This window comes from Sinorhizobium sp. GQ132, from assembly GCF_059758575.1.
Genome location: NZ_JCAXDX010000013.1, coordinates 49113 through 73732, shown reverse-complemented (window position 1 = coordinate 73732; position 24620 = coordinate 49113). Strand labels below are relative to the sequence as shown.

The following is a 24620-nucleotide window of genomic DNA, read 5'->3' as shown; positions in this document are numbered from 1 at the left end:
TCGCCGATCTCTAGAGCATTTCAATTTGGTCCAACGCAAGTCAGGCGGAATCTCTTAGCCTGAAAACCCTGCATGGCTCTCCGCTCGCAGCTTCGGGAGCACCCGGTCGCCGCACGATCAACCCGTCGGACTGCGCGAAAACGCTGACCATGGACGAATCCTGCCGCGGGAAGGGATGCGCCACGAGCGAACCGTCCGCCTCGAGCGTGAGGCGGGCACGTATATAATCCTGGCGCCGGTCATTGGCCGGCAGCGCTGCGGCAAGCCGTGCATCGACCAGTCTCGAACGGGGCGGCAGATGCGAAAGCTTGCGCGTCAAAGGCTCGAGGAAGAGCAGGGCGCAGACGAGGCTCGAAACCGGGTTTCCGGGAAGGCCGAGCACCGTGACGCCGTCGAGATCGCCGACCATCAGCGGTTTTCCCGGCCGCATGGCGATGCGCCAAAAGTCCAGCGTCATGCCGCAGTCGAGAAGCGTCGACTGGACGAGATCGTGATCGCCGACCGAGGCTCCTCCGAGTGTTACCAGCACGTCCACCTGGGCTGCCTGTGCCTTGGCGACGGCGCTGGCGATCGCCGTCCGATCGTCGCCGACAATGCCGAGATCAAGAACTTCGGCCCCATTGTCGCGGGCAACCGCAGCGATCCCGAAACTGTTGGAAGCGATGATCTGGTCGGGGCCGAGGGAACTTCCCGGCGGCAACAATTCGTCGCCCGTGGCGATGATTGCAACCTTGGTTCGCGAGAAAACCGGCAGGTCCTGATGATTCATGGCGGCCGCGAGCGTCAGGCGGCCGGCGTCGAGCGCGCTGCCGGCGGAAAGCGCGACGTCACCTGCCAGGAAATCCTGGCCCGCCAAACGGATGTGGCGGCCCTTTGCCGGCGCAAACAGGGTGCGGATGCGGCCGTCCGGCAGTTTTTCCGTGTCTTCCTGAATGATGACGGTATCGGCGCCTGCAGGTACCGGCGCGCCGGTAAAGATGCGTACGGCCTCCCCGCCTTTCACCTCGCCGCGAAAACGGTGTCCTGCGGCCGACTGGCCGATAACGGAGAGCTCCACTCCGACTTCGGCGATATCCTCGTGGCGGACGGCATAACCATCCATCGCGGAATTGTCGAAAGGGGGGTGGGCCAGCTTGGCCGCCACGTTCTCGGCGAGCACCCTTCCGAGGCATTCATGCAGCGAAACGCGCTCCGTCCGTTGCAGCGGATTGGCCCTGGCCAAAATCCTCTGAAGTGCTTCCTCGACCGAAAGAAGCGACATCAGCGCATCTCTCCCCCGCGGTGATAATCGCCGGAACGCCCGCCCGACTTGCTGACCAGCCGCACGCCGCAGATTTCCATTTCCCGGTCAGCGGCCTTGGCCATGTCGTATATCGTCAGGCAGGCTACGCTGACGGCGGTCAACGCCTCCATTTCGACACCCGTCCGTCCGGTCAGCTTCGCCATCGCTTCGACCCGCAACCCGGGAAGGGCGTCATCCGGCGTAATATCGACGGACACTTTCGTCAGCATCAAGGGATGGCAGAGCGGAATGAGGCTGGATGTCTGCTTGGCGGCCATGATGCCCGCCAGCCGGGCGGTCGCGATCACGTCGCCTTTCTTGGCATTTCCTTCGCGAATGAGTGTCAGCGTCTCCGGCTTCATCCTGACGAAGCCCTCCGCGACAGCGATACGGACCGTCTCGGCCTTGTCGCCGACATCGACCATGCGGGCTTCGCCGGCGCTGTCTATATGGGTGAGGGTCGGCCCGCTCATCACTCTGCCGCCAGGATATTTGCCGAGCCGGTCAGCAGCGCGCGCGTCGCCGCCTCCACGTCGTCCTTCCTCATCAGGCTTTCACCGACCAGGAAGGTCGTAATCCCGCTCTTCTCGAGGCGCCGGCAGTCTTCGTGGGTGAAAACGCCGCTTTCGCCGACCAGGAGACGGTCTGAGGAAACCATTGCCGCGAGCCGTTCGGAGACGGCGAGGTCGACCTCGAACGTCCTGAGATTACGGTTGTTGATCCCGACGAGCGGCGATGACAGGCGAAGTGCTCGCTCCATCTCCTCCGCGTCGTGTACTTCGACGAGGACATCCATGCCGAGTGCAAACGCGGCTTCTTCCAGCCGGCGCGCATCATCGTCGCCAAGCGAAGCCATGATCAGCAGTATGCAATCGGCGCCCCAGGCGCGCGCTTCGAAAACCTGATAGGTGTCGAACATGAAGTCCTTGCGCAGAGCCGGGAGCGGGCAGGCCTCGCGTGCCTTCGTCAGGAACTCCGGCGCACCCTGGAAGCTCGGCGCGTCGGTCAGGACGGAGAGGCAGGCAGCGCCGCCCGCGGCATAGGCCTTCGCCAGTTCCGGAGGGTCGAAATCGGGCCGGATCAAACCCTTCGAGGGGCTCGCCTTCTTGATTTCGGCGATCAGCCCGAACTGGCCTTTTTCCCGCCGGGCCACAAGCGCGGCGTGGAAACCGCGCGGCGCCGACTGATCGGCGGCCCGCGCCTTCAATTCTTCGAGCGGAACGCGCGCTTTCGCAGCGGCGATCTCCTCTCGCTTATAGGCTTCGATGCGGCGCAGGATGTCCGTCATGTCTTCTCCTCAAGCCGCGTTCGAGACGGTGATCAACCGCTGCAAGGCGACCTTGGCACCGCCGCTCGAAAGCGATTGCCGGGCCAGCGCCATGCCTTCGGACAGGTCCCTGGCGCGCCCTGCTATCATCAACGACGCGGCGGCATTCGCAAGGGAAATGTCCCGGTAGGCATTTTCCGCGCCGTCGAGAACGGCCTGCAACGCAGCGGCATTGTGGGCTCCGTCTCCGCCCTTCAAGGCATCGAGCGACACCCGTTCGAGGCCGAAATCGGCCGGCGTCAGCTCGAAGTTGGTGATCGTGCCGTCCTTGAGCGCCGCCACTTTGGTCACGCCGGTGGTCGTGATCTCGTCGAGCCCTTCGCCATGCACGACCCAGACGCTTTCCGAACCGAGATCGCGGAGCACTTCCGCGAGCGGGTCGACCCATTGCGGCGCATAGACGCCGACGAGCTGCTGCCTGACGCCGGCGGGGTTGGCGAGGGGGCCGAGCAGATTGAAAATGGTTCTCGTTCCAAGTTCCACCCGCGTCGGGCCGACGTGGCGCATTGCCGAATGGTGCTGCTGGGCGAACATGAAGCCGAGACCAGCTTCGGCAATACAGCGCGAGATTGTCGCGGGTCCGATATCGAGATTGACCCCGAGGCAGGAGAGCGCATCGGCCGTTCCGGACTTCGAGCTGAGCGCGCGGTTGCCATGCTTGGCGACCGGTACACCGGCACCCGCGACGATCAGCGCGGCGAGTGTGGAAATGTTGTAGGTACCGGCACCGTCGCCGCCCGTGCCGACGATGTCGATCGCACCGTCAGGCGCTTCCACGGGCAACATGCGTGCGCGCATGGCGCCGACCGCGCCCACGATCTCGTCGACCGTTTCGCCACGCACCCGGAGCGCCATCAGAAAACCGCCGATCTGCGATGGCGTGGCGGCTCCGGACATGATGATCTCGAAGGCCGCGCGCGCATCCTCGCGACTCAGTGCCTCGCGCGCTGCGACCTTCGCGACGAACGGTTTCAAATCACTCATGGGTTCGCTTCTCCGTCGTCACCGTTGCGCCAGGGCCGTTTCGGCAAGCGACTGGTTGATCGAAACGCCGTAGGCGGTTTGCAAGGTGGAGACCATCTGATCCAGGATGTCGTCACCGCTCGCGCGCGCAATCGCTTCGATCTGGCTGCTGTCGTTGTCGAGGGCGTCGGCAGGCGCTTTCTCTTCGACCGATGTAACCTGCATGAGCACCTGGCCATCGCCGCCGATCCCCGGGGCATTGGCGACATGGCCGTTCGGGCCGCCGAAGGCCGCGATCACCGCGGCAGGGCTCAGACTCGCATCGTTGGTCCCGCGGGTCAGCCCGGTCTTGGTCTCGACGACAAGGCCGAGTTCGCTTGCGATATCGGCGAGCTTGGCGCCCTTCTCGATGCGTTCCTTGAGTTCCTTCGCCTTGGCGGCCAGTGCCGCGCGCTGCTGCTCCGCAGTCCAGTCGGCGGCCACTTCGTCGCGCACTTCGTCAAGCGTCCGGTCCCGGGCCGGAATGATTTCCTCGACATCGTACCATGCGGAGCCGTCGCGCCCGATATTGACGGCAAGGGTATCCGTTCCGACATCAGCCTTGAAGACTTCCTGGAGAAGGGCGCGCGGTTCCGGAAGGTCCTTAACTTCGTCGCCGTTTTGATCCTTGCCGGAAGCGTCGACCGCGTCGACCGTGACGAGCTTGAGCTTCAGCTGTTCGGCGATCTCCTTGACGGTCACGCCGCCGGCGCGTTCATCTTCGATCTTGTCATGAAGACCGACGAGCTGCTCGCGGGCGGCGTCGAGGGCGATTTCCTTGCGCAGTTCTTCCTTGACTTCGTCAAAGCTGCGAACCGCATCGGGCCGGATGTTGGTTACGCGCAGGATGACCGGGCCGAATGCACCTTCGACGACGGGCGTGGTGCCGCCATCCTGGGCAACGGCAAAGGCTGCATCGGCAATCTTTGCGTCCGGCATGCGCTCCTTGGTGAAGTCGCCGAGCAGTACATCTGCCGACGTCTTGCCCTCGGCCTTGACCAGATCGTCGAAGGACGTGCCGGCCGCAAGCTTGGCGGCCGCGGCGTCGGCGGCCTCGCGCGACGGGAAGGTGAGCTGCTCGACCGTCCTCGTTGCCGGCGTGCGGTAGCTCTCCTTGCGCTTCTCATAATCGGCGCGAAGCTCTTCCTCCGTCACGGCGTCGGGGGCGGCCAGGTCCTCGGGCTCCAGCTTGATGTAGCTGATCTTGCGGTATTCCGGAGCGCGATAGTTCGCCTTGCGGCTTTCGAACCAGGGCGCGAGCACCTCGTCGCCCGGCGTTTTGACCGCATCGATATTTGCGTTGGAAAGCAGCAGATAGTCGATCGTGCGCGTCTCGTGACGGTAATTGCCAATGGCGTCGACGAGTACCTTGGGCGCCGTGTAACCATCCGTGAGCGCATCGACGATCTGCGATCGAACCGCGACCTGGCTGCGGTTGTTGATGTAATCCTGCTCGGTCAGCCCGGCATTGCGCAGCACGCTCGAAAATGTCAGCCGGTCGAACTGCCCGTTGACGCCATGGAAGGCCGGGTCTTCGCCGATCAGCCGCGCAAGCCTGTCTTCCGAAAGACCGAGATTCATGTCGGTAGCGAGCTGGTCGAGGGCGGCACCGGCGACGAGCTGGGCGTAGACCTGGTTCTCGACGCCAAAGGCTTGTGCCTGCTGGCGCGACAAAGGCGTACCGAGCTGGCGCGAGAGCAGGGCGATCTGCCGTTCGTAAGCCAGGCGAAAGTCGCTCGCCGATACCTTGATGTCGCCGACGGTAACGACCGCATTGGGAGTGCTTGGCACCATCAACGTCTGACCACCCCACACCATGAATGAGAGGATGAGAAGGGCCAGCAGGCCTTTGACGACCCGGGTCTGGGCAGCGTTTCTCAGGGAGTCGAGCATGGGGGCAGAAAACCTCGTTGGGATGCGTCGGCATTACGCCGAATGAATTCGTTCCTTAGAACAAACCAGAGAGGAATTGAAGGCCGGTTCGTCGCAAATTGCCGCCGGCGGAGTTGAACTTGCCACCCCATCGCCATGACAGCGCGCATCAGGGCTGCTGGGGCATTCAAGAGCAAAGGCTGCAAAAGGCGCTAACGACGAAGGCAATGTCGGAATTTGTTAGCCGGCAACTTAAAGCGAGCTGCAAATTAGGCGTTGGAAGCGCGCCCCGGTGTGGCAAACTGATGGGAATCGTTTTTCGATACTCCACCGGGACTTTCGATCCGCCGGCCATTACGGGAAATCACCTCCATGCAGTCCACGATCGTGATGGTCAATCTCTTTGGTGCAGTTGCGCTGCTGCTCTTCGGCCTGTCGCTGGTCAAGGACGGGGTGACGCGTGCCTTCGGGGCGCGCCTGCGCGCAGGCCTTGCGCGCGGAACGAACGGTCCCTTCCGGGCTTTTGCGACGGGGCTCGTCGCAACGCTCGGGCTGCAGAGCTCGACGGCCACGGCACTGATGACGGCCTCGTTCGTCGAGAAGGGACTCATCCGTTCGCAGATGGCGCAGATCGTGCTGCTGGGCGCCAATGTCGGCACGGCGATGACGGCCTGGATCGTCGCACTTGGCATCGGATGGCTTTCGCCGCTGCTCATCCTCGCAGGCGTGGCCACACACCGCCTGAGCCGGTCGAGCGCGCGCCAGGGCGCCGGCTACGCGCTCGTGGGCATCGGTCTGATGCTTCTGTCGCTCGAACTGCTCGGCACGGCGACCGAGCCGATGCGCCAATCCCAGGCTCTGGGAGCGTTTCTCGGCATGCTCGACAACGCCTTGCCGGTGGCGATGATCATTGCGGCCGGCCTTGCCTTTGCGTCATCGTCCAGCCTCGCCGTCGTCATGCTGGTGCTGTCGCTTTCAACCGCCGGCGTGCTTTCTCCCGTATTGACGGTCGCTCTGGTGCTCGGTGCCAATCTCGGTGGCGCGATCCCGCCGGTCATCACCACGCTCGGCTCGCCGCCGGCGGCCCGCCGGGTCACGCTGGGCAATCTCGTGGTGCGCGGCATCGGCTGTCTCATCGCCCTTCCGGCGGTTGGCGCCAGCGCCGACTTCCTGCAGAGCCTGCCGCTGCCGCGGCAGAACCTGCCCGTCGACGTTCACCTGCTGTTCAATCTGCTGTTGGCGATGGTTGCCTGGCCCTTTGCGGGGTTGCTCGCCCGCACCATGAACCGGTTCTTCCCCGACGACGAAGCGGCCGAAACCGGGCCGCGCTACCTCGATGAGGCGGCGCTCGATACGCCGGTGATGGCTCTTTCCGGCGCCACGCGAGAGGTCCTGAGGGTGGGCGACCTGATCGAGGTCATGCTGTTGCGAACCTCCGAGGCGTTCAGCAAGAATGATGTCAACGAATTGGGCGATATCGAGAATATCGAGCGGCAGGTCGACCTCCTGCAGCAGGAAGTGAAGATTTTTCTGTCCCGGCTTGGCCGCGATGGTTTGAACGAGGAGGACGGGCGCCGTTCGATCGTGATCATCGACTACGCGATCAATCTCGAGCACATGGGCGACATCATCGAAAAGGGTCTCTGTGAACAGATCGCCAAGAAGGTGAGGGGCGGCTTGCGGTTCTCGGAGGATGGCTATCAGGAGCTGAAGGGCCTTTTCAACCTCACCATCGACAATCTGCGCATCGCGCAGACCATCTTCGTCACCCGCAATGCCGACCTGGCGCGTCATCTCATCGAGGTCAAGGTCGACGTGCGGCATATGGAGAAACGCTCCGCAGAGCGCCACCTGGAGCGGTTGCGTGATGGCCTTCTGGAAAGCCTGCAAACCAGTTCGCTGCACCTCGACATGCTGCGGGACCTGAAGCGCATCAACGCGCACATCGCCTCCGTCGCCTATCCCATTCTGGAGGAGAGCGGCCTGCTCACCGAAAGCCGTCTGCGGCCGCCGGGCTGATATCATACGGTTTGAACCGGATTAACGCGACGTGATTGTGCGAATTATGGTTCTCGCAATATGTTGCTGATAGGAACGCGCAAAAAGCGCGCGGGCAGGCGCGAGACGCCGCGTCGGAAAAATGTCCCGAGAGGGTATCAAGGAGATCAGAGTATGGAACGGACTTGCCTGGCGATCATCCTGGCGGCTGGCGAGAGCACGCGGATGAAATCGGCCATGTCGAAGGTGCTGCATCCGGTTGCCGGGCGACCGATGATCGCCCACGTCGTCGACGCCCTGGCGAGTGCATCGATCTCCGATGTGGCGCTGGTCGTCGGGCGCGATGCGGATGCCGTGTCTGCAGCGGCGGCTACCGGCGAAGTGGCCGTCACGTCCTTTCTTCAGAAAGAGCGACTTGGGACCGCCCACGCCGTGCTTGCTGCCCGAGATGCGATCGCGAGAGGCTATGACGACGTTCTCGTGGTTTTCGGAGACACGCCGCTTATCACCGCCGCACCCTTGAAGGCTGCCCGCGACGGGCTTGCGGCCGGAGATGACGTCGTGGTGATTGGCTTCCAGGCGGCGGACCCGACCGGATACGGGCGTCTCATCGTGAAGGATGGAGCGCTGGTCGCCATCCGAGAACACCGGGACGCCTCCGACGAGGAGCGCCGCATCACCTATTGCAATGGCGGGCTGATGGCGATCGACGGCCGCAAGGCCCTCGATCTCCTGGACCGGATCGGCAACGCCAATGCGAAAGGCGAATACTACCTGACCGATCTCGTCGAGATCGTGCGGTCCCTCGGTGGCCGTGCAATCGCTGTCGAAGCGCCCGAAGAAGAACTCACCGGCTGCAACACCCGCGCCGAGCTTGCCTATATCGAGCGCCTCTGGCAGCAGCGCCGTCGTCACGAACTGATGCTGGCGGGCGTGTCGATGATCGCACCCGAGACCGTCTTCCTCTCATGGGACACCACACTTGCCCAGGACGTTCTCCTCGAGCCGAACGTCGTCTTCGGGCCCGGCGTGCGCGTGGAAAGCGGTGCGGTCATCCACGCCTTCTCCCATCTGGAAGGCGCTCACGTCCGTGCCGGCGCTACGGTTGGACCTTTCGCGCGCCTGCGCCCGGGTGCCGACCTCGGAGCGAAGTCGAAGGTCGGCAATTTCTGCGAGGTGAAGAACGCGGAGATCGGTGCCGGAGCCAAGGTCAATCACCTCACCTATATCGGCGACGCCTTCGTCGGCGCCGGATCCAATATCGGCGCCGGTACCATTACCTGCAACTACGATGGCGTGAACAAGCATGTCACCCGCATCGGCGCGAACGCCTTCATAGGCTCCAATTCGTCGCTCGTCGCTCCGGTTTCGATCGGCGACGGGGCGCTCGTGGCGTCCGGAAGCGTCATCACGGAAGACGTGCCGGAGGATGCGGTCGCTTTCGGCCGTGCGCGCCAGGACATCAAGCCCGGCAGGGCGCCCGTATTGCGCGGGCGCTACGAGGCGGAAAAGGTAGCCAGGAAGCGGGCAAAGGCCGCGGAGTAGACGCATTAAATATTGAAACTGAAAGTGAAATCAAAACGGATTGCGTCGCGACGCAATTTCGCTACCAAGGCTTTCAACGGGCACCTGCGGCGCCGCGCGTTTGTCAGACGCGCAATGGTCGCTGCGGCATTTTAGAGCTGCTGCATATTCCTGTCCTTGAGCCGGTACGACTCGGGGAAACATGCAGTGGTCGTTACTTTTGAGCTGATACGCCGCAGGGCGTGAAGAGACGCGGAGAGGGATATGTGCGGGATTGTTGGCATCGTCGGGAATCAGCCGGTATCGGAGCGGCTGGTCGAAGCATTGAAGCGCCTGGAGTATCGCGGCTATGATTCGGCCGGCGTCGCGACGATCGACGGGGGAAAGCTGCAGCGCCGGCGCGCCGAGGGCAAGCTGGTCAACCTCGAGAGCAGGTTGAGAGAGGAGCCTCTGGCCGGCACCATCGGCATCGCCCACACGCGCTGGGCAACCCATGGAGCACCCACGGAACGCAACGCCCACCCGCATTTCACCGAAGGCGTCGCCGTGGTTCACAACGGCATCATCGAGAATTTCGCCGAGCTCAAGGACGAGCTTGCAGCGGCAGGCGCCGAATTCCAGACGGAGACGGACACCGAGGTCGTCGCGCATCTTCTGGCAAAGTTTCGCCGGGACGGCCTTGGGCGGCGCGAGGCGATGCATGCCATGCTGAAGCGCGTCAAGGGCGCCTACGCACTGGCCGTCCTTTTCGAAGACGATCGGTCGACCATCATGGCGGCGCGCAACGGACCGCCGCTGGCGATCGGCCACGGCAACGGCGAGATGTTCCTGGGTTCGGACGCGATCGCGCTTGCGCCCTTCACCAATGAAATCACCTACCTCATCGATGGTGACTGGGCCATCATCGGCAAGACCGGCGTCCATATCTTCGATTTCGACGGCAATGTCGTCGAGCGTCCGCGCCAGATTTCGACGGCTGCTGCCTTTCTGGTGGACAAGGGCAACCATCGCCATTTCATGGAGAAGGAGATCTATGAGCAGCCGGAGGTCATCGCCCATGCTCTCGGGCACTATGTCAATTTCATAGAGAATCGTGTCGTTCCGATTTCCGACGCCATCGATTTCGGCAAGATCCCGAGCCTGGCGATCTCTGCCTGCGGCACCGCTTATCTCGCCGGCCTGATCGGCAAATACTGGTTCGAGCGCTATGCCCGCCTGCCAGTCGAAATCGACGTCGCATCCGAATTCCGCTACCGCGAGATACCGCTGTCGCCGCAGTCGGCGGCTCTTTTCATCTCGCAGTCGGGCGAGACCGCCGACACTCTGGCGTCCCTGAGATATTGCAAGGAGCACGGCCTCAAGATCGGCGCGGTCGTCAACGCCCGCGAGTCGAGCATCGCGCGGGAATCCGACGCGGTCTTTCCAATCCTTGCGGGCCCCGAGATCGGCGTCGCCTCGACCAAGGCCTTCACCTGCCAGCTTGCGGTTCTGGCCGCACTCGCCGTCGGCGCGGGCAAGGCCCGCGGGACGATCAGCGACGAAGAGGAGCAGGCGCTCGTAAAGAGCCTTGCCGAAATGCCGCGCATCATGGGGCAGGTGCTGAACAGCATCCAGCCGAAGATCGAGAGTCTGTCGCGCGAACTGTCCAAATGCCACGACGTGCTCTATCTCGGCCGCGGCACCAGCTTCCCGCTGGCAATGGAAGGGGCGCTGAAGCTCAAGGAGATTTCGTATATCCACGCCGAAGGTTACGCCGCGGGCGAGCTGAAGCACGGACCGATCGCCTTGATCGACGAAAACATGCCCGTCATCGTCATCGCGCCGCATGACCGCTTCTACGACAAGACGGTATCGAACATGCAGGAGGTGGCCGCGCGCGGCGGCCGCATCATCCTGATAACCGATGAGAAAGGTGCGGCCGCGTCGAAGCTCGATACGATGCACACGATCGTGCTGCCGGAAGTCGACGAGATCATCGCGCCGATGATCTTCTCATTGCCGGTCCAGCTACTCGCCTACCATACGGCCGTCTTCATGGGGACCGACGTGGACCAGCCGCGCAACCTCGCCAAATCGGTGACGGTCGAATGATCATCCGACCGGAAACCGCGGGCGATGCCGAGACGATCCGGCAGATTACCGAGGCGGCTTTCGCCGGGCAGCCCTATAGCGACCAGACGGAAGCCCGGATCATCGACCGACTGCGCTCCGAGGACGCGATGACGCTTTCCCTCGTTGCCGAGGAAGAGGGCGAGGTGATCGGTCACATCGCATTTTCGCCTGTCACGATCACTCCGTTCGCGGTCGGCTGGTACGGGCTCGGTCCCGTGTCGGTGCGGCCGGATCGGCAAGGACGCGGCACGGGGAGCGCACTTGTGCGGCGCGGGCTCGACATGCTGCGCAAAGCCGGGGCTTCAGGCTGCGTCCTCGCGGGCAATCCGGCCTTCTACGAGAGATTCGGGTTCCGCAACGAGCCTGCTCTTGTTTTTCCGGGTTGTGCGCCGCAATATTTCATGGCTTTACCCTTGTCGGGAGGGCTGGTTTCCGGCACCGTCACTTATCATCCCTCCTTCGGAGCGGACTGACGGATCGATGGCAACGGCATGACGGAAAGTTCCAAAAGCGGCATCATCGCGGCCCGGCTGCGCAACTACTTTCTCACCGGGCTTATCATCTGCGCGCCGCTGGCGATCACGGTGTGGCTGGTCCGCTCCTTTATCGAGTGGGCCGACGGTTGGGTGAAACCGTATCTGCCGAGTTTCTATAACCCGGATAATTATCTGCCGATCGCGATCCCGGGGTTCGGGCTGCTCGTCGCCGTGGTGGCCATCACCCTGGTCGGTTTCCTGACCGCGAATCTCGTCGGACGTTCGATCATCAACTTCGGTGAGTCGCTCCTCAACCGGACGCCGCTCGTCCGCTCCATCTACAAGTCGCTGAAGCAGATCTTCCAGACCGTGCTGCAGGACCAGTCGTCCTCGTTCAAGAGGGCGGGGCTGATCGAATATCCAAGCCCCGGGCTGTGGTCGCTGGTCTTTATCGCCACCGATGTGAAGGGCGAGATCGCCGCCAGGTTCGACGAGCGCGGCATGGACATGGTGACGGTCTTCCTGCCTCCGACGCCGATCCCCACCGCCGGCTTCCTGCTCTTCGTGCCGCGCGACAAGATCATTCCTCTGCAGATGAGCGCCGAGGATGCTGCGAAGCTGCTGATCTCCGGAGGCCTCGTTGCGCCGGATTACAACCCGCTGGCCAATGCGCCCCCGCGTGCGATCAAACAGCAGGAGAGCGTATGAGGTTCCGGGAGTTGATGATCAGCCGGCCCGCAGGAACCGGATCGCCTCGTCGCGCCGGAAGAGATAGAGCAGCGTCCTGAGCGCCTGACCGCGTTCCGACGTCAGTTCCGGATCCCTGTCTATGACATAGGCCGCATCCTTGCGCGCCATCTCCAGGAGGTCGGCATGCGACTCGAGGCTTGCGATGAGGAAACCCGGCGTGCCGGACTGCCGCGTGCCGAGAAGCTCGCCTTCGCCGCGCAGCTTCAGGTCCTCCTCGGCGATCAGGAAGCCGTCTTCGCTTTCACGCAGGACCGAAAGACGCGCGCGCCCCGCTTCGCTGGGCGGGCTCTTGTACAAAAGGATGCAGGTCGAGGCTTCGTCGCCGCGCCCTACGCGGCCGCGTAACTGGTGCAGTTGCGCAAGGCCGAAGCGTTCGGCGTGCTCGATGACCATGATAGTTGCATCCGGCACGTCCACGCCCACCTCGACGACCGTCGTGGCCACGAGCAAACGGATTTCACCGTTCTTGAAGGCGAGCATGACGGCGTCCTTGTCGGGCCCTGCCATGCGCCCGTGCACCAGGCCGACATCCTTGCCGAACCGTCGAGCAAGGCTCTGGTAGCGCTCATCGGCGGACATGGCGTCGGTCTCCTCGGACTCCTCGACGAGCGGGCAGATCCAATAGGCCTTCTTGCCCTGCCGGAGCGCTGCGTCGAGCCTTTCCACGATCTCCTCCGTACGTTCGTTCGGTATCGTGACGGTCTGGATCGGCTTGCGCCCTGCCGGCTTCTCGGTGAGCTTCGATACATCCATGTCGCCGAAGGCGGCGAGCACGAGTGTTCTCGGAATTGGGGTCGCGGTCATGACGAGCATGTGCGGAGAGATACCCTTGGCCGTCAGCCGCAGCCTCTGATGCACGCCGAAACGATGCTGCTCGTCGACCACGGCGAGGACGAGCTGGCGATAGATCACGGCGTCCTGGAAGAGTGCGTGCGTGCCGATGACCATCTGCGTCTCGCCGGAGGCAATGCGTTCCAGTATCGCGTTCCGTTCCTTGCCCTTCGTCCTGCCGGTGAGGATATCGATCGTGATGCCCGCCGGCGCGGCCATTCGCGAAAGCGTGGCGTGGTGCTGCCGCGCGAGAATTTCCGTCGGCGCCATCAGCACGGCCTGGCCGCCGGATTCCACCGCCGCCAGCATCGCCATCAAGGCCACGGCCGTCTTGCCGGAGCCGACGTCCCCCTGCAGCAGCCGCAGCATGCGGTCGGCTCCGGACATGTCGGCAAGGATCTCGTCGACGGCCGCCGACTGGCTTTTCGTCAAGGAGAAGGGCAGGGCGGCGATTACCGGACCGCTCAACCGGCCGGTCGGATGAATCGGTGTACCGGCGACTTTGCGCAATCGCTGGCGAACCAGCGAGAGCGAAAGCTGCCCCGCCAGGAACTCGTCATAGGCGATCCGGCGGCGCGCGGGCGCCTGTGCGTCGACATCGGTTTCGTCCCGCGGTTCGTGCAGGCGCTGGAAGCTTTCTTTGGCGCTCTTGAAGCCCTGTTGGCGCAGAAGTGCCTCATCCAGCCATTCCGGCAGGTCCGGGACGCGTGCCACTGCCGCCTCGATCGACTTGCGAAGGGGCCTCGAGGTCAGACCCGCCGTCAACCCGTAGACAGGCTCGACGAGCGGCATGTTCTCCGATTCGGCCGCGCGGACCATGTAGTCCGGGTGGACCATGGAAGCGCGCCCGTTGAACCAGTCCACCTTGCCGCTGACGATCACCGTCTCATCGATGGGCAGGGCCTTCTCGAGCCAGTTGCCCCTGACGCGAAAGAAGGTGAGCGCCAGTTCGCCGGTCTCGTCGTGGAGAAAGACGCGATAGGGCGCGTTCGATCTGCCGCCGGGAGCCGGTTGGTGCCGGTCGACACGTCCGGTGATGGTGACGATCGACCCATCAGGAGCATAGGCGATTCCGGGTTGGCGGCGACGATCGATCAGCGAATGAGGGATATGGAACACAAGATCGACCACGCGGCAGTCTTCGACCGTCTCGCGCCCGAGCAGGCGCGCGTAAAGTTCGCCGGTCTTCGGGCCGATGCCGGGCAAGGTGTCGAGGGGCGAAAACAGCGGATCGAGCAGGGCAGGGCGCATAGCAATGAAATTGCGACGATAATTCCGCCTTTGGCAAGGCTGACAACCCGCTTTCCAGCGTTTATAGAGCCCATGATCTCGATCCGCCGGAGCGGCGGAGGCAGGAAGGACATCCCATGACCGGCATTTCGCGCACGAGCGCCGATCTCGACCCGCGTCGGCGCAGGATTCTTTTCCGTGCGTGGCACCGCGGCATTCGCGAGATGGACCTGATCCTCGGCCAGTTCGCCGAGGCGGAGCTCGCCACCTTGTCCGAGGCGGAGCTCGACGAACTCGAAGCGATCATGGGGGAGGAGGACAACGACCTCGTCCGCTGGATCACCGGAGAAAAACCGCTGCCCGAGCGTTATGCGACGGAGCTCTTCTTCCGGATCGCTGCCTATCGCCCGGATTTCGACCCGGTTCGCCACGAAACGAAGTAGACATGACGATGATACCTGGCCTCGACCCTAGGAAGATACTTGCGGCGACGCGGGAAATTACCATCGGCCCGGTTCCCACGGGCGCCGAGGCGCTCGTTCTTGCCGAGCTTGCCCGGGCCGGGGCACCCGTCGCCTATATCCTCTCCGATGGCCAGAAGGTCGCCGACCTGGAACAGGTACTCGGTTTCGTTGCTCCAGACATACCGGTCCTGACGCTGCCCGGTTGGGACTGTCTGCCTTACGACCGCGTCTCGCCGAGCGCCGACACCTCGGCGCGCCGGCTCGCCGCGCTGAGCGCGTTGATCGCCCACCGCAGGAAACCGCATCCGGCGATCGTGCTCGTCACCATCAATGCAGCGCTGCAGAGGATCTCACCGCAGGATGTGATCGAAAGTCTCGCCTTCACGGCACGGCCCGGCAACCAGATCCGCATGGACGACCTTGCCGCCCGGCTCGAGCGAAACGGCTTCGAGCGGGTCCCGACCGTGCGCGAGATGGGCGAATTCGCCGTACGGGGAGGCATCCTGGATGTCTATGTACCCGGCAGCGGCGAGCCTTTGCGCCTCGACTTCTTCGGCGACACGCTCGAGGCGATCCGATCCTTCGACCCCGCAAGCCAGCGCACGATCGGGCAGGTCCGGTCCCTCGACCTCAATCCGATGAGCGAGGTATCCCTGACGCCCGAGACGATCAGCCACTTCCGCAAGCAGTATCTTTCTCTCTTCGGAGCGGCGACGCGCGACGATGCGCTTTATCAGGCCGTGTCGGAGGGACGGCGCTATGCCGGCATGGAGCATTGGCTGCCGCTTTTCTACGATCGACTCGAAACGGTCTTCGACTATCTCGACGGCTTTCGCATCGTCACCGACCACCTGGCGCGCGAGGCCGCGGCAGAGCGCTCGAAGCTCGTTCTCGACTATTACGACGCCCGCCTCGCTTCGGCTTCGCCGGGCAAGTCTCAGGTCACCCAGAGCACGCCCTACAAACCCGTGCCGCCGGACATGCTCTATCTCACTGCGAAAGGCTTCGGCGAAGCCCTGAATGATCGCAATGCGATCCGCCTTTCGCCCTTTACCGAACACGAGGGCGAAGCGCGCCAGGTCGTGAACATCGAAGCGCGTCAGGGCCTGCGTTGGGCCAAGCCGGCGGGCGAGGCCGATACCGATGGCACCCGCACCAACGTTTTCGATCAGGCCGTGAAGCATATCGCCGAGAAGCGGGCAAAAGGCGCCAAGGTCATCGTGTCCGGCTGGACCGAAGGCTCGCTCGACCGGCTGCTTCAGGTTCTGGCCGAGCATGGTCTCGCCAATATCCGTCCGGTCAAGGCGCTCGCGGATATCGGTTCGCTCAAGCCGGGCGAGGCCGCATCCGCGGTTCTAAGCCTCGAAGCGGGATTTGAGACGGGTGATCTCGTCGTCATCGGCGAGCAGGACATTCTCGGCGACCGTCTGGTTCGCCGCTCCAAGCGCCGCAAGCGAGGCGCGGATTTCATCGCGGAAGTGACCGGTCTCGACGAGGGGAGTTATGTCGTGCACGCCGAGCACGGCATCGGGCGCTTCGTCGGCCTCAGGACGATCGAGGCCGCCGGCGCGCCGCATGACTGCCTCGAGCTCGTTTATGCGGACGATGCCAAGCTTTTCCTCCCGGTGGAAAACATCGAGCTCCTGTCGCGCTATGGCTCGGAAGGAACCGATGCGGTCCTCGACAAGCTCGGCGGTGTCGCCTGGCAGGCGCGCAAGGCCAAGCTCAAAAAGCGGCTGCTCGATATGGCCGGCGGCCTCATCCGCATTGCTGCCGAAAGACATACGCGCCATGCGCCGGTCCTTGCGGCACAGGACGGGGTCTACGACGAATTCGCCGCCCGCTTCCCCTATGACGAGACCGAGGACCAGTTGAACTCGATCGATGCCGTCCGCGACGATCTCGGCCGCGGCCGGCCCATGGACCGTCTCGTGTGCGGCGATGTCGGCTTCGGCAAGACGGAGGTGGCGCTGCGGGCCGCTTTCATCGCGGCGATGAACGGCGTGCAGGTCGCCGTGGTCGTGCCGACGACCCTGCTTGCGCGGCAGCACTTCAAGACCTTTTCCGATCGTTTCCGCGGCTTGCCGATTCGAATTCAGCAGGCCTCGCGGCTGGTCAGCGCGAAGGATCTGGCGCTCACGAAGAAAGAGGTCGCCGATGGCAAGACGGACATCGTGGTCGGCACGCACGCGCTGCTCGGCTCGTCGATCAAATTCGCCAATCTCGGCCTGCTCATCATCGATGAGGAGCAGCATTTCGGTGTCAAGCACAAGGAACGCCTGAAAGAGCTGAAGAGCGACGTGCACGTTCTCACGCTCTCGGCGACGCCCATTCCGCGGACGCTGCAGCTTGCCCTCACCGGAGTGCGCGAACTGTCGCTGATCACGACGCCGCCGGTCGACCGCATGGCGGTGCGCACCTTCATTTCGCCCTTCGATGCTTTGGTGATCCGTGAAACTTTGATGCGCGAGCACTACCGCGGCGGCCAGAGCTTCTATGTCTGTCCGCGGGTGAGCGATCTTCCGGAAATCCATGATTTCCTGAAATCCGACGTGCCCGAACTGAAAGTTGCCGTGGCACACGGGCAAATGCCGGCGACCGAGCTCGAAGACATCATGAACGCCTTCTACGAAGGGCGCTACGATGTGCTCCTCTCGACGACGATCGTTGAGTCCGGTCTCGACGTGCCGACCGCCAACACCTTGATCGTGCATCGTGCCGATATGTTCGGCCTTGCCCAGCTCTATCAGCTGCGCGGTCGGGTAGGGCGCTCCAAGGTCCGCGCCTTCGCGCTCTTCACGCTTCCCGTCAACAAGACGTTGACCGGGCCGGCGGAACGACGCCTGAAGGTCCTTCAATCGCTTGACACGCTCGGAGCCGGGTTCCAGCTCGCCAGCCACGACCTCGACATCCGCGGAGCGGGCAACCTGCTCGGCGAGGAACAGTCGGGTCACATCAAGGAGGTCGGCTTCGAGCTCTACCAGCAGATGCTCGAGGAGGCGGTTGCCGAACTCAAGGGCGAGGAGGAGATCCACGATACCGGCTGGTCGCCGCAGATATCGGTCGGAACCCCGGTGATGATCCCGGAGGAGTATGTGCCGGACCTCAATCTGCGGCTCGGCCTTTATCGGCGCTTGGGCGAGCTGACCGACCTCAAGGAGATCGACGGCTTCGGTGCGGAGCTGATCGACCGTTTCGGGCCGCTGCCGACGGAGGTACAGCACCTCCTGAAGATCGTCTACGTCAAGTCGCTCTGCCGCACGGCGAATGTAGAAAAGCTCGATGCCGGACCGAAGGGCGTCGTGGTCCAGTTCCGCAACAAGGAATTTCCCAATCCCGCAGCACTCGTGGGCTACATCGCGAAACAGGGAACAATCGCCAAGATCCGCCCGGACCAAAGCATCTTCTTCCAGCGCGACCTCGCAACACCGGAGAAACGGCTTTCCGGCGCAGCGATGGTGATGACGCAGCTTGCAGCGCTCGCTAGAGCCGGATGAGGAACGGTGTGCGCGGTTGATCGCGATCACCAATTTCGTAAACCCGTTCCCGACGGCGACACCGTGCTGCGATCAATCGTCCGCGGCGGGCCAATTGTTGGACGGTTCTTCGATGACCTGTTCGCTGACGGAGTCGGCGGGATCCGGGTCTCGCTCGTAGGCGAGCCGAAGCTGTCCGATCTCGTCAAGAATGGCGGCGTAGACATCCTGTTGGCGCGCGCCGACAACGACGGCGGCGTCGACCAGTTTTTCCAGTTCGAGGCGCAGCTCGGCACGCCAATCTTTCATCGTCATCGACCTTCCTCCTCAGCTCCATCTGAAAGTTCGATCCAGGCCGGCGCGTGATCGCTTGTGTGCTCCCATCCCCGGACATGCTTGTCGACCCCCGCAGCCGAAAGCCTTTTGGCGACATCCGGGCTGAGCAGGAAGTGGTCGATGCGAAGGCCGGCATCCCTCACGAAGGCATTTCGGAAGTAGTCCCAAAAGGTGTAGACGCGCTCGCCGGGATGAAGCTGCCGGAGGGCATCCGTCCAGCCCTGTCCAAGCAGGCGATGATAAGCGTCTCTGACCTCGACGCGGAACAGCGCGTCGTTCACCCAACGCTCCGGTTTGTAGACATCGAGTTCCGTCGGCATGACGTTGTAGTCGCCAGCGAGGATCACCGGCACGTCGAGTTCCAGCAGTTCTGCCGCGTAGGCCGTCAGCCTGTGGAACCATGCCAGCTTGTATTCGAACTTCGGTCCCGGATAGGGATTCCCGTTGGGCAGATAAAGGCAGCCGATCACGATGCCATCGATGGCTGCCTCGATATAACGGCTGTGCGTATCGTCCGGATCACCAGGCAGGCCCTTGCGCGTCAGCATTGGCTCCCTGTCTCTGGCGAGGATCGCCACGCCGTTCCAACTCTTCTGGCCGTGCCAGATCGCCCCGTATCCGGCAGCCTCGATGGCCTTGACGGGGAACTTCGGGTCTGGTGCCTTCAGTTCCTGAAGGCAGACGACGTCGGGGGACGCCTCCTCCAGCCACCGAAGCAGGACTTCCAGACGGCCATTCACCCCGTTGACGTTATAGGTGGCGATCTTCACGGAGCTAGTTCTTGCGATCGCCCTTGTCGCCCTGGCCGGGCTTGGCATCGTGTTTCGCCTTCTGTTTCCTGTCCGACGACAGGGAACGGCCGACATCCACCGATTGTTTGAACTTCCCGCTTTCGTCGCGCCGCACGTAGCGCTTGTCGGTCCCGGTATCGATGAGTTCGCGCTTCGACATCACTGCCTCCGTTCCTCAGCTTGCCCGACAGAACGCACGGAAAGCCGAAAAGTTACAAACCACTGGCCGCCGCGACATAAGCTTTCCTGTGATCCGGCTTGTCTGGCGTGGACCACATGGGGTTGCAGTATATGGATCCCGCTTGGCTCTCCCCAGCACGCAATGTCGGCCGTGTTTCATCTCACTCCGCCGGATGGTCCGGCGAGTGAGTCGACGTGATGGACGTAATTCCGCCGCGTGTTCTGATCGACGAGGGCAGCGGGAGCGGCAACGACCAGTCCCGCGGCCGTTCCGACGGAATGGGCGGCCCCGGCGGTCGCCGCGACGATATGGTCCCCGAGCCCCAGGCGACTGTCGGTCAAGGTCTGGCCGCTGGACAGGCGGCTGCCGATCAGTCGTACGATTTCGGGGGACTCCGCGAACTTGGTATGGTGCAGATTGTCGCCTGCCTTGATTTTGGTGAGGTCGACGACGGTGATCCCATTCGCCGCCAGCTCCTCCTTGTAGGGCGACTGCTCCGGATCGATCGCTCCCAGCCGGGAGACATTTCCCCATACGCGACGCGAAACGGCGAGCGCACGGTCGTCACGCGAGACGAAGAGGGTGAAGCGCGGCCGTTGCTTGCCCATGTCGGCGATCTGCGAACCGAAGACGTCGACATCGACGTCCGGCGCCGCCAGCATGACATTCCTGAACTTTGCCGGCAGCCCGTCGTTGCGGATGGCCATCTGGCGCAAGGACTCCAGCGCCAGCCAATTTCCCATCGAATGGGCCAGGATCGAGACTTCCTTGACCTCGGGATCACGCGCCAGATACTGGAATAACCGTTCTACTGCGTTGCGGGTATAGTTGGTGCTTTCGCGATCATAGCCATAGGCCAGCAGACTCCCGCGTGACGGCCACGTCGCGAGCACCGGGACACTGCGCGCGCCCGAGTCATGGACGATCTGCGCGAAACGGAAAACCGCATCCTCGAAATGGTTGTTGAACCCGTGGATAAAGACAAGGACACTGCCGTCCGGGCTCTTGCGCACCTGGCTGTTCAACCATTTTTCGGCCGCACCGCGGTCGATTTCCTCAGCCTTCAGTGTTGCGAAATCCGTCTCGGGATTCGGTGGAAGCTTGCGCGGCCAGGCGACTTCGCCGGCCTTGCGGACCGTGTCGGACGGAATAGACACGGTGATGTCTGCGAATGTCGGGCTAGGCGCGCGCTCGCCGCTGAACATCTCGCCCGGTTTTTCCGCCCTGCCTCGGGTGGTGGTGACCAGCATCTCGACTTGAGCGGCCGACGGACTGGCCGCTACCGGCTCGAGCACCCCTGTCGGGCGGCCCGCACATGCGGAGAGCAGCATCAGGCACAAGACGCACGGCAACGACGGCCATGATGGTACGCCGCCCCTGGCGTTCCGGTTAAGGTGCCGCGCCAAATCGATTACTCCTGTAAAATACCGTATCCACGCCGGCAGGAAGAGGAGCGGCGATCGAACAATTCGTCGCTCCCAGGTTCTGAAGCGCCCGATACAGACGTCAACTCACCTTCTTCACGGGCGGTATCGTCCAGGAACCGTCGATAATGGAGGGATTGCCCTCGTCGGGCCAATACAGGCGCATCATGAGGATAAATTTTCCCTTGGGGGCCGGCAGCCAGTTTGATTCCATGTCCGGTCCCGGGGATTCATGCTGAATCAGCAGGTCGATCGAGCCATCCGGATTGGCCTTGAGCGGTTGCCGAGCGCTGATCGAATAGCGATTGAGCGGATTGTCGACGAAGAAGTACTGCGCGTCATACATGGTCAATGACCAGAAACCCGAAACCGGCGGCGTAAGCCCCTTCTTGAAAGTCAGGACGTATTTTTCGGATCCATCGTATGCCCGCTTGATCACGCCGCTGTCGGACTTCAGCGAGGTGGGGTAGATCGCATCCTGGGGCCGGTTTGCCCCAAGCCCGATCGCGGTGATCAAGGCACGCTGGAGATAATTTGTGCCGTAGATGCCTGTTTTCGTGGTGAAGCCCCAGCCGTCGATGTCCTGAACGTCGCCATCGCTGAATTTGAAGTGCATCATGATGCGCGCAAAACCGACCTCGGGGACGCGCTTTGCGAAGGCTGGATCGAACTTGGTCTTGTCGAAATCCCGGCCGGGAACGATGCCCAGTTCAGCAAGCTTGGCCACCATGGGCGCATCTGCGTCGGTGGGCGGATTCCGTTTCAGGAGTTCGGCGAACAGCGTGAAGTATTCGACGGCGTCCATATTGTTGACTTGCTCGCGAACGGCGGTCTTCATGTCGATCGCCGGATCGACCTTGCCCTTGGGCGCGGTCCAGTCCTTCCCCCAGGCGCTCAAAGGGTAGAGCTTCACTTCATCCTGCAGCTTGTGGACTTCGGCGTAGTCTTCTGGGGTTCCGGTGCAGTAGATGCGCCCGAGCAACCAGACGATACTCGTCGGAGACTTGTATTGCTTGACCCCTTCCGGGAGCGCGCCTTCCCATCCGGGACCGGTAACCACGAAGGTCTGTGCGCCCGTGCCCGTGGTCCGCTTTCCGGGAACGTCGAACACGGTCGTCCAGCCATCCAACATCGGAAACAGGGCATAGCGATCGTTCAGGTCGGGCAGGCTGACCACCCACGGTTCATCACCGACGTCGAAGAATGCGGTCGTATAGAGCGTATCGGCGTTGGGCGCCGTCACGTCACGGAACTTGGCGTCCGGATATCGGCGCAGCTTGATGATATGCCCCATCGGGCCCCGGGTTCCTTCGGTCTCGGCGACGTTGGTGATCACACGCCTGGTGATCTCCATGGTCACAAGAGGATAGGCATAGATGTAAGCCTCCACGGCCGATGCGAACTCGTCGAGACCCTCCGGCAAATTCGCGACCAGCCCATCGCGGGCGGTCGCCGGCGAACCTATGGAGCCCGCCGCCATCAGGCCGAGACCGGCCACCGTCAACTCACGGCGCGTAATATTCATTGTACCCTCCGATAATATCGATTTGTGACGAAATGCTTCAAGTTCGGTCGATGCAGATCACGGCGTAACGGCCGCCATAAGGTAATAGACCCCGCCAAAACGCCGGAGAAATCTTGCTACGACAACTTAATCGCGAAAGATTTCCAACGAAGTTGCATACTGCTATAGTGCGTGTATTTCGTCTTGCCTTTTCATGCCAAGTTTGGTCCCCGAATGTTGAATCCTGCACCCTCGATCAGGATCAGGGCTTTCCTGCCAATTGCGCCCTATCTGGCCCAACGCGGTGTCTCGGCGATCGAATTCTGCGATCGCCTCGGCATCTCGCCGAACGTGTTCCAGAACGCAGACGGCTGGCTTCCCCGCGCCCAGTGCTTTCACATGGCCAACGAGCTGGCGAAGGTTGCGGCGGATCCGTTCGCGGGCGCGCATGTCGGCTTCATGACTGAACTCCGCGATCTCGGCGTGTGGGGACAATCGGTTCTCGCGGCAAGAGACGTGGCCGCCGCATGCGCGCTCGCGACCGTCAACGTGCCTACCATCCACCGCGGATCGGAGGTACGCTTCATGACGGAAGGCAAAACCGCTCGAATTGTCTTCCGCTTCGCGGACCGTTACGAGTTCGATCCCCGGCAGTTCATCTTCGGCAGCCTGGCGGTACTTCGCAAAGTGCCGCTTATGGCCGGCGAACCCTCCGCGATAAGGGTTCGGCTGACAGCTTCGAGGATGCTCGGAAACGGGGCGCTGGAGGAGTGCTTGGGGTCCAACATCGAAACGGGATGCGACCACGACATGATCGAGTTCGATCGGGAGCTGCTCGACCTTCCTCTCAAAACCGCCGGAACTCGGCCTTCGAAGGCGACAGAGGCCCTAGCTTCCGCGGTAGAGGCGGCGAAGATGCTCAGCGAAAGGCTGTCCGATGGTCATGCGCTTGGATTGGAGACCGTCGCGAGAACCCTTGGCATGTCGGCTCGGTCCCTGCAGCGGCGCCTCAAGTTTTGCGGCGTCGATTTCGAGGAGTTGCTTGATGACACGCGCCGCAGTGAGGCAATCCGGTTGATCTGCGAAGGTGTTCATAGCATGACCGACATCGCCTTAAGGGTAGGCTACAGTGATTCCGCGCATTTCACCCGCGCGTTCAAACGCTGGACGGGAGTAGCGCCATCCCGCTTCCGGACTGATCGGAAATGACCGGCTGTAGCTATCCCCGCGGAAAAGAAGGTTCTCCCGATACGGTGAAACGCCGCCGTTCCACGCGGAATTTGCTATCTACGCAAGCTCAGTGAGCCGGATGCTCGGCCTTCATCTGCGCAATCTCGCGCAAAGCGCTGGTCAGCACCTCGACCGACTGCGCCCCCATGACCGCATATTGCTGCTCGATGATGAAGCAGGGAACGCCGGTCACGCCGATTTCCCGGGCCATGCCGATTTCCTGCCTTACGGCGTCCTTATCGGCGTCTGAAGCGAGGAGGGCCGCGATAACCGGCCTTTCGAGGCCCGCCTGTTCGGCGATGTGGAGGAGGACGGCATGGTCGCCGAGGTTGCGCCCCTCTTCGAAATTCGCCTTGAACAGCAGGCTCACCACTTGGTCCTGCGCCGCTTCGCCGCCGGTCGCGGCCCAGCGGATCAGCCGGTGCGCATCGAGCGTATTCGGGCTGACCTTGACGGCATCGAAATCGAAGGCGATGCCGTCTTCCACACCGAGGCCTTCGAGCATCCGGTGCGCCTCGTCGACCGCGGCCTGACCACCGAGCTTGGCCGCCAGGTGCTCTTTATGGTCGACGCCTTCCGGCGGCAGATCGGGATTGAGCTGGTAGGGACGCCACTGGATAGCGACGTTGATCTCGCCGGCGACATTGGCGATCGCCTGGTCGAGGCGATTCTTGCCGAGATAGCACCAGGGGCATACGACGTCCGAGACGATATCGATATTGACGGTTTCCATGGTGCCGGCCTTTCGCTTTACCAAAACTGCGACATAGGCCGGCCGGAAACATCTTTCAATGCATCAGCGAACGGGTG

Annotated in this window: 20 protein-coding genes; 8 read left to right on the top strand and 12 right to left on the bottom strand. The window is 62.8% G+C overall.

Going from position 1 to position 24620, the window contains the following annotated elements; translation table 11 throughout:
* Nucleotides 1-40: 40 nt before the first annotated feature.
* The 5 genes from AC6CIG_RS25195 to AC6CIG_RS25175 are packed head-to-tail and all read right to left on the bottom strand — an operon-like array spanning nucleotide 41 to nucleotide 5504.
* Nucleotides 41-1261 (bottom strand): molybdopterin molybdotransferase MoeA, encoded by a 1221-nt coding sequence (locus AC6CIG_RS25195; RefSeq protein WP_437412229.1) that lies wholly within the window; start codon nucleotides 1259-1261, stop codon nucleotides 41-43.
* Nucleotides 1261-1755, bottom strand: a complete 495-nt coding sequence (gene moaC / locus AC6CIG_RS25190) for a cyclic pyranopterin monophosphate synthase MoaC (RefSeq protein ID WP_100673220.1) — start codon at nucleotides 1753-1755, stop codon at nucleotides 1261-1263. Before moaC ends, AC6CIG_RS25195 begins: the two co-directional genes overlap by 1 nt.
* Nucleotides 1755-2570 carry an indole-3-glycerol phosphate synthase TrpC gene (gene trpC / locus AC6CIG_RS25185; protein ID WP_100673221.1) on the bottom strand — a complete coding sequence of 272 codons (816 nt, stop codon included), beginning with the start codon at nucleotides 2568-2570 and terminating at the stop codon, nucleotides 1755-1757. The genes moaC and trpC overlap by 1 nt, the downstream gene beginning before the upstream one ends.
* Before the next feature lie 9 nt (nucleotides 2571-2579).
* Complete coding sequence (trpD, locus tag AC6CIG_RS25180; RefSeq protein WP_437407700.1) at nucleotides 2580-3593, bottom strand: anthranilate phosphoribosyltransferase; 1014 nt, start codon at nucleotides 3591-3593, stop codon at nucleotides 2580-2582.
* 18 nt (nucleotides 3594-3611) lie between these two features.
* The gene (locus AC6CIG_RS25175) at nucleotides 3612-5504 is read right to left on the bottom strand and encodes a peptidylprolyl isomerase (RefSeq protein WP_437407701.1); all 1893 of its coding nucleotides are present in this window, start codon (nucleotides 5502-5504) and stop codon (nucleotides 3612-3614) included.
* A 351-nt stretch (nucleotides 5505-5855) separates the two neighbouring features.
* On the opposite strand from AC6CIG_RS25175, the gene AC6CIG_RS25170 reads away from it, so the two are divergent.
* The 5 genes from AC6CIG_RS25170 (at nucleotide 5856) to AC6CIG_RS25150 (ending at nucleotide 12301) form a co-directional block, all read left to right on the top strand.
* On the top strand, nucleotides 5856-7502 hold the full coding sequence (locus AC6CIG_RS25170; protein WP_437407702.1) for a Na/Pi cotransporter family protein: 1647 nt from the start codon (nucleotides 5856-5858) through the stop codon (nucleotides 7500-7502).
* Between the two features lie 153 nt (nucleotides 7503-7655).
* Nucleotides 7656-9026, top strand: coding sequence for a bifunctional UDP-N-acetylglucosamine diphosphorylase/glucosamine-1-phosphate N-acetyltransferase GlmU (gene glmU, locus AC6CIG_RS25165; protein ID WP_437407703.1), 1371 nt, complete (start codon nucleotides 7656-7658; stop codon nucleotides 9024-9026).
* 243 nt (nucleotides 9027-9269) lie between these two features.
* Complete coding sequence (glmS, locus tag AC6CIG_RS25160) at nucleotides 9270-11096, top strand: glutamine--fructose-6-phosphate transaminase (isomerizing) (RefSeq protein ID WP_437407704.1); 1827 nt, start codon at nucleotides 9270-9272, stop codon at nucleotides 11094-11096.
* Nucleotides 11093-11590: a GNAT family N-acetyltransferase gene (locus AC6CIG_RS25155; RefSeq protein WP_437412231.1), complete on the top strand. Its 498-nt coding sequence runs from the start codon at nucleotides 11093-11095 to the stop codon at nucleotides 11588-11590. The genes glmS and AC6CIG_RS25155 overlap by 4 nt, the downstream gene beginning before the upstream one ends.
* Nucleotides 11591-11608: 18 nt before the next feature.
* Nucleotides 11609-12301, top strand: a complete 693-nt coding sequence (locus tag AC6CIG_RS25150; protein ID WP_018094976.1) for a DUF502 domain-containing protein — start codon at nucleotides 11609-11611, stop codon at nucleotides 12299-12301.
* Nucleotides 12302-12319: 18 nt separating this feature from the next.
* Here the strand turns inward: AC6CIG_RS25150 and recG are convergent, their stop codons facing one another.
* On the bottom strand, nucleotides 12320-14425 hold the full coding sequence (recG, locus tag AC6CIG_RS25145; RefSeq protein WP_437407706.1) for an ATP-dependent DNA helicase RecG: 2106 nt from the start codon (nucleotides 14423-14425) through the stop codon (nucleotides 12320-12322).
* A gap of 116 nt (nucleotides 14426-14541) precedes the next feature.
* On the opposite strand from recG, the gene AC6CIG_RS25140 reads away from it, so the two are divergent.
* Nucleotides 14542-14847 (top strand): FAD assembly factor SdhE, encoded by a 306-nt coding sequence (locus AC6CIG_RS25140; RefSeq protein ID WP_003537695.1) that lies wholly within the window; start codon nucleotides 14542-14544, stop codon nucleotides 14845-14847.
* 2 nt (nucleotides 14848-14849) lie between these two features.
* Complete coding sequence (gene mfd / locus AC6CIG_RS25135) at nucleotides 14850-18365, top strand: transcription-repair coupling factor (protein ID WP_437407707.1); 3516 nt, start codon at nucleotides 14850-14852, stop codon at nucleotides 18363-18365.
* A gap of 72 nt (nucleotides 18366-18437) precedes the next feature.
* Here the strand turns inward: mfd and AC6CIG_RS25130 are convergent, their stop codons facing one another.
* From AC6CIG_RS25130 to AC6CIG_RS25110, 5 genes are all read right to left on the bottom strand, one after another.
* Nucleotides 18438-18659: a hypothetical protein gene (locus AC6CIG_RS25130; RefSeq protein WP_018094973.1), complete on the bottom strand. Its 222-nt coding sequence runs from the start codon at nucleotides 18657-18659 to the stop codon at nucleotides 18438-18440.
* Nucleotides 18656-19450, bottom strand: coding sequence for an exodeoxyribonuclease III (xth, locus tag AC6CIG_RS25125; RefSeq protein ID WP_275597931.1), 795 nt, complete (start codon nucleotides 19448-19450; stop codon nucleotides 18656-18658). Before xth ends, AC6CIG_RS25130 begins: the two co-directional genes overlap by 4 nt.
* A 4-nt stretch (nucleotides 19451-19454) precedes the next feature.
* Nucleotides 19455-19631, bottom strand: a complete 177-nt coding sequence (locus tag AC6CIG_RS25120; protein WP_018094971.1) for a hypothetical protein — start codon at nucleotides 19629-19631, stop codon at nucleotides 19455-19457.
* Nucleotides 19632-19807: 176 nt separating this feature from the next.
* The gene (locus tag AC6CIG_RS25115; RefSeq protein WP_164866912.1) at nucleotides 19808-21058 is read right to left on the bottom strand and encodes an alpha/beta hydrolase; all 1251 of its coding nucleotides are present in this window, start codon (nucleotides 21056-21058) and stop codon (nucleotides 19808-19810) included.
* 100 nt (nucleotides 21059-21158) lie between these two features.
* Nucleotides 21159-22601 carry a DUF1254 domain-containing protein gene (locus AC6CIG_RS25110; protein ID WP_437407708.1) on the bottom strand — a complete coding sequence of 481 codons (1443 nt, stop codon included), beginning with the start codon at nucleotides 22599-22601 and terminating at the stop codon, nucleotides 21159-21161.
* Between the two features lie 258 nt (nucleotides 22602-22859).
* Between AC6CIG_RS25110 and AC6CIG_RS25105 the strand changes: the two genes are divergently transcribed.
* Nucleotides 22860-23789: an AraC family transcriptional regulator gene (locus tag AC6CIG_RS25105; RefSeq protein WP_127710045.1), complete on the top strand. Its 930-nt coding sequence runs from the start codon at nucleotides 22860-22862 to the stop codon at nucleotides 23787-23789.
* A gap of 88 nt (nucleotides 23790-23877) precedes the next feature.
* Here the strand turns inward: AC6CIG_RS25105 and AC6CIG_RS25100 are convergent, their stop codons facing one another.
* Nucleotides 23878-24543, bottom strand: coding sequence for a DsbA family oxidoreductase (locus tag AC6CIG_RS25100; RefSeq protein ID WP_437405085.1), 666 nt, complete (start codon nucleotides 24541-24543; stop codon nucleotides 23878-23880).
* Nucleotides 24544-24620: the final 77 nt, after the last annotated feature.

Bases quoted from the DNA above. Each gene is read 5' to 3' on its own strand.
- AC6CIG_RS25195 (WP_437412229.1), bottom strand. From the start codon at position 1,261: ATGTCGCTTCTTTCGGTCGAGGAAGCACTTCAGAGGATTTTGGCCAGG.
- moaC (WP_100673220.1), bottom strand. From the start codon at position 1,755: ATGAGCGGGCCGACCCTCACCCATATAGACAGCGCCGGCGAAGCCCGC.
- trpC (WP_100673221.1), bottom strand. From the start codon at position 2,570: ATGACGGACATCCTGCGCCGCATCGAAGCCTATAAGCGAGAGGAGATC.
- trpD (WP_437407700.1), bottom strand. From the start codon at position 3,593: ATGAGTGATTTGAAACCGTTCGTCGCGAAGGTCGCAGCGCGCGAGGCA.
- AC6CIG_RS25175 (WP_437407701.1), bottom strand. From the start codon at position 5,504: ATGCTCGACTCCCTGAGAAACGCTGCCCAGACCCGGGTCGTCAAAGGC.
- AC6CIG_RS25170 (WP_437407702.1), top strand. From the start codon at position 5,856: ATGCAGTCCACGATCGTGATGGTCAATCTCTTTGGTGCAGTTGCGCTG.
- glmU (WP_437407703.1), top strand. From the start codon at position 7,656: ATGGAACGGACTTGCCTGGCGATCATCCTGGCGGCTGGCGAGAGCACG.
- glmS (WP_437407704.1), top strand. From the start codon at position 9,270: ATGTGCGGGATTGTTGGCATCGTCGGGAATCAGCCGGTATCGGAGCGG.
- AC6CIG_RS25155 (WP_437412231.1), top strand. From the start codon at position 11,093: ATGATCATCCGACCGGAAACCGCGGGCGATGCCGAGACGATCCGGCAG.
- AC6CIG_RS25150 (WP_018094976.1), top strand. From the start codon at position 11,609: ATGACGGAAAGTTCCAAAAGCGGCATCATCGCGGCCCGGCTGCGCAAC.
- recG (WP_437407706.1), bottom strand. From the start codon at position 14,425: ATGCGCCCTGCCCTGCTCGATCCGCTGTTTTCGCCCCTCGACACCTTG.
- AC6CIG_RS25140 (WP_003537695.1), top strand. From the start codon at position 14,542: ATGACCGGCATTTCGCGCACGAGCGCCGATCTCGACCCGCGTCGGCGC.
- mfd (WP_437407707.1), top strand. From the start codon at position 14,850: ATGACGATGATACCTGGCCTCGACCCTAGGAAGATACTTGCGGCGACG.
- AC6CIG_RS25130 (WP_018094973.1), bottom strand. From the start codon at position 18,659: ATGACGATGAAAGATTGGCGTGCCGAGCTGCGCCTCGAACTGGAAAAA.
- AC6CIG_RS25120 (WP_018094971.1), bottom strand. From the start codon at position 19,631: ATGTCGAAGCGCGAACTCATCGATACCGGGACCGACAAGCGCTACGTG.
- AC6CIG_RS25110 (WP_437407708.1), bottom strand. From the start codon at position 22,601: ATGAATATTACGCGCCGTGAGTTGACGGTGGCCGGTCTCGGCCTGATG.
- AC6CIG_RS25100 (WP_437405085.1), bottom strand. From the start codon at position 24,543: ATGGAAACCGTCAATATCGATATCGTCTCGGACGTCGTATGCCCCTGG.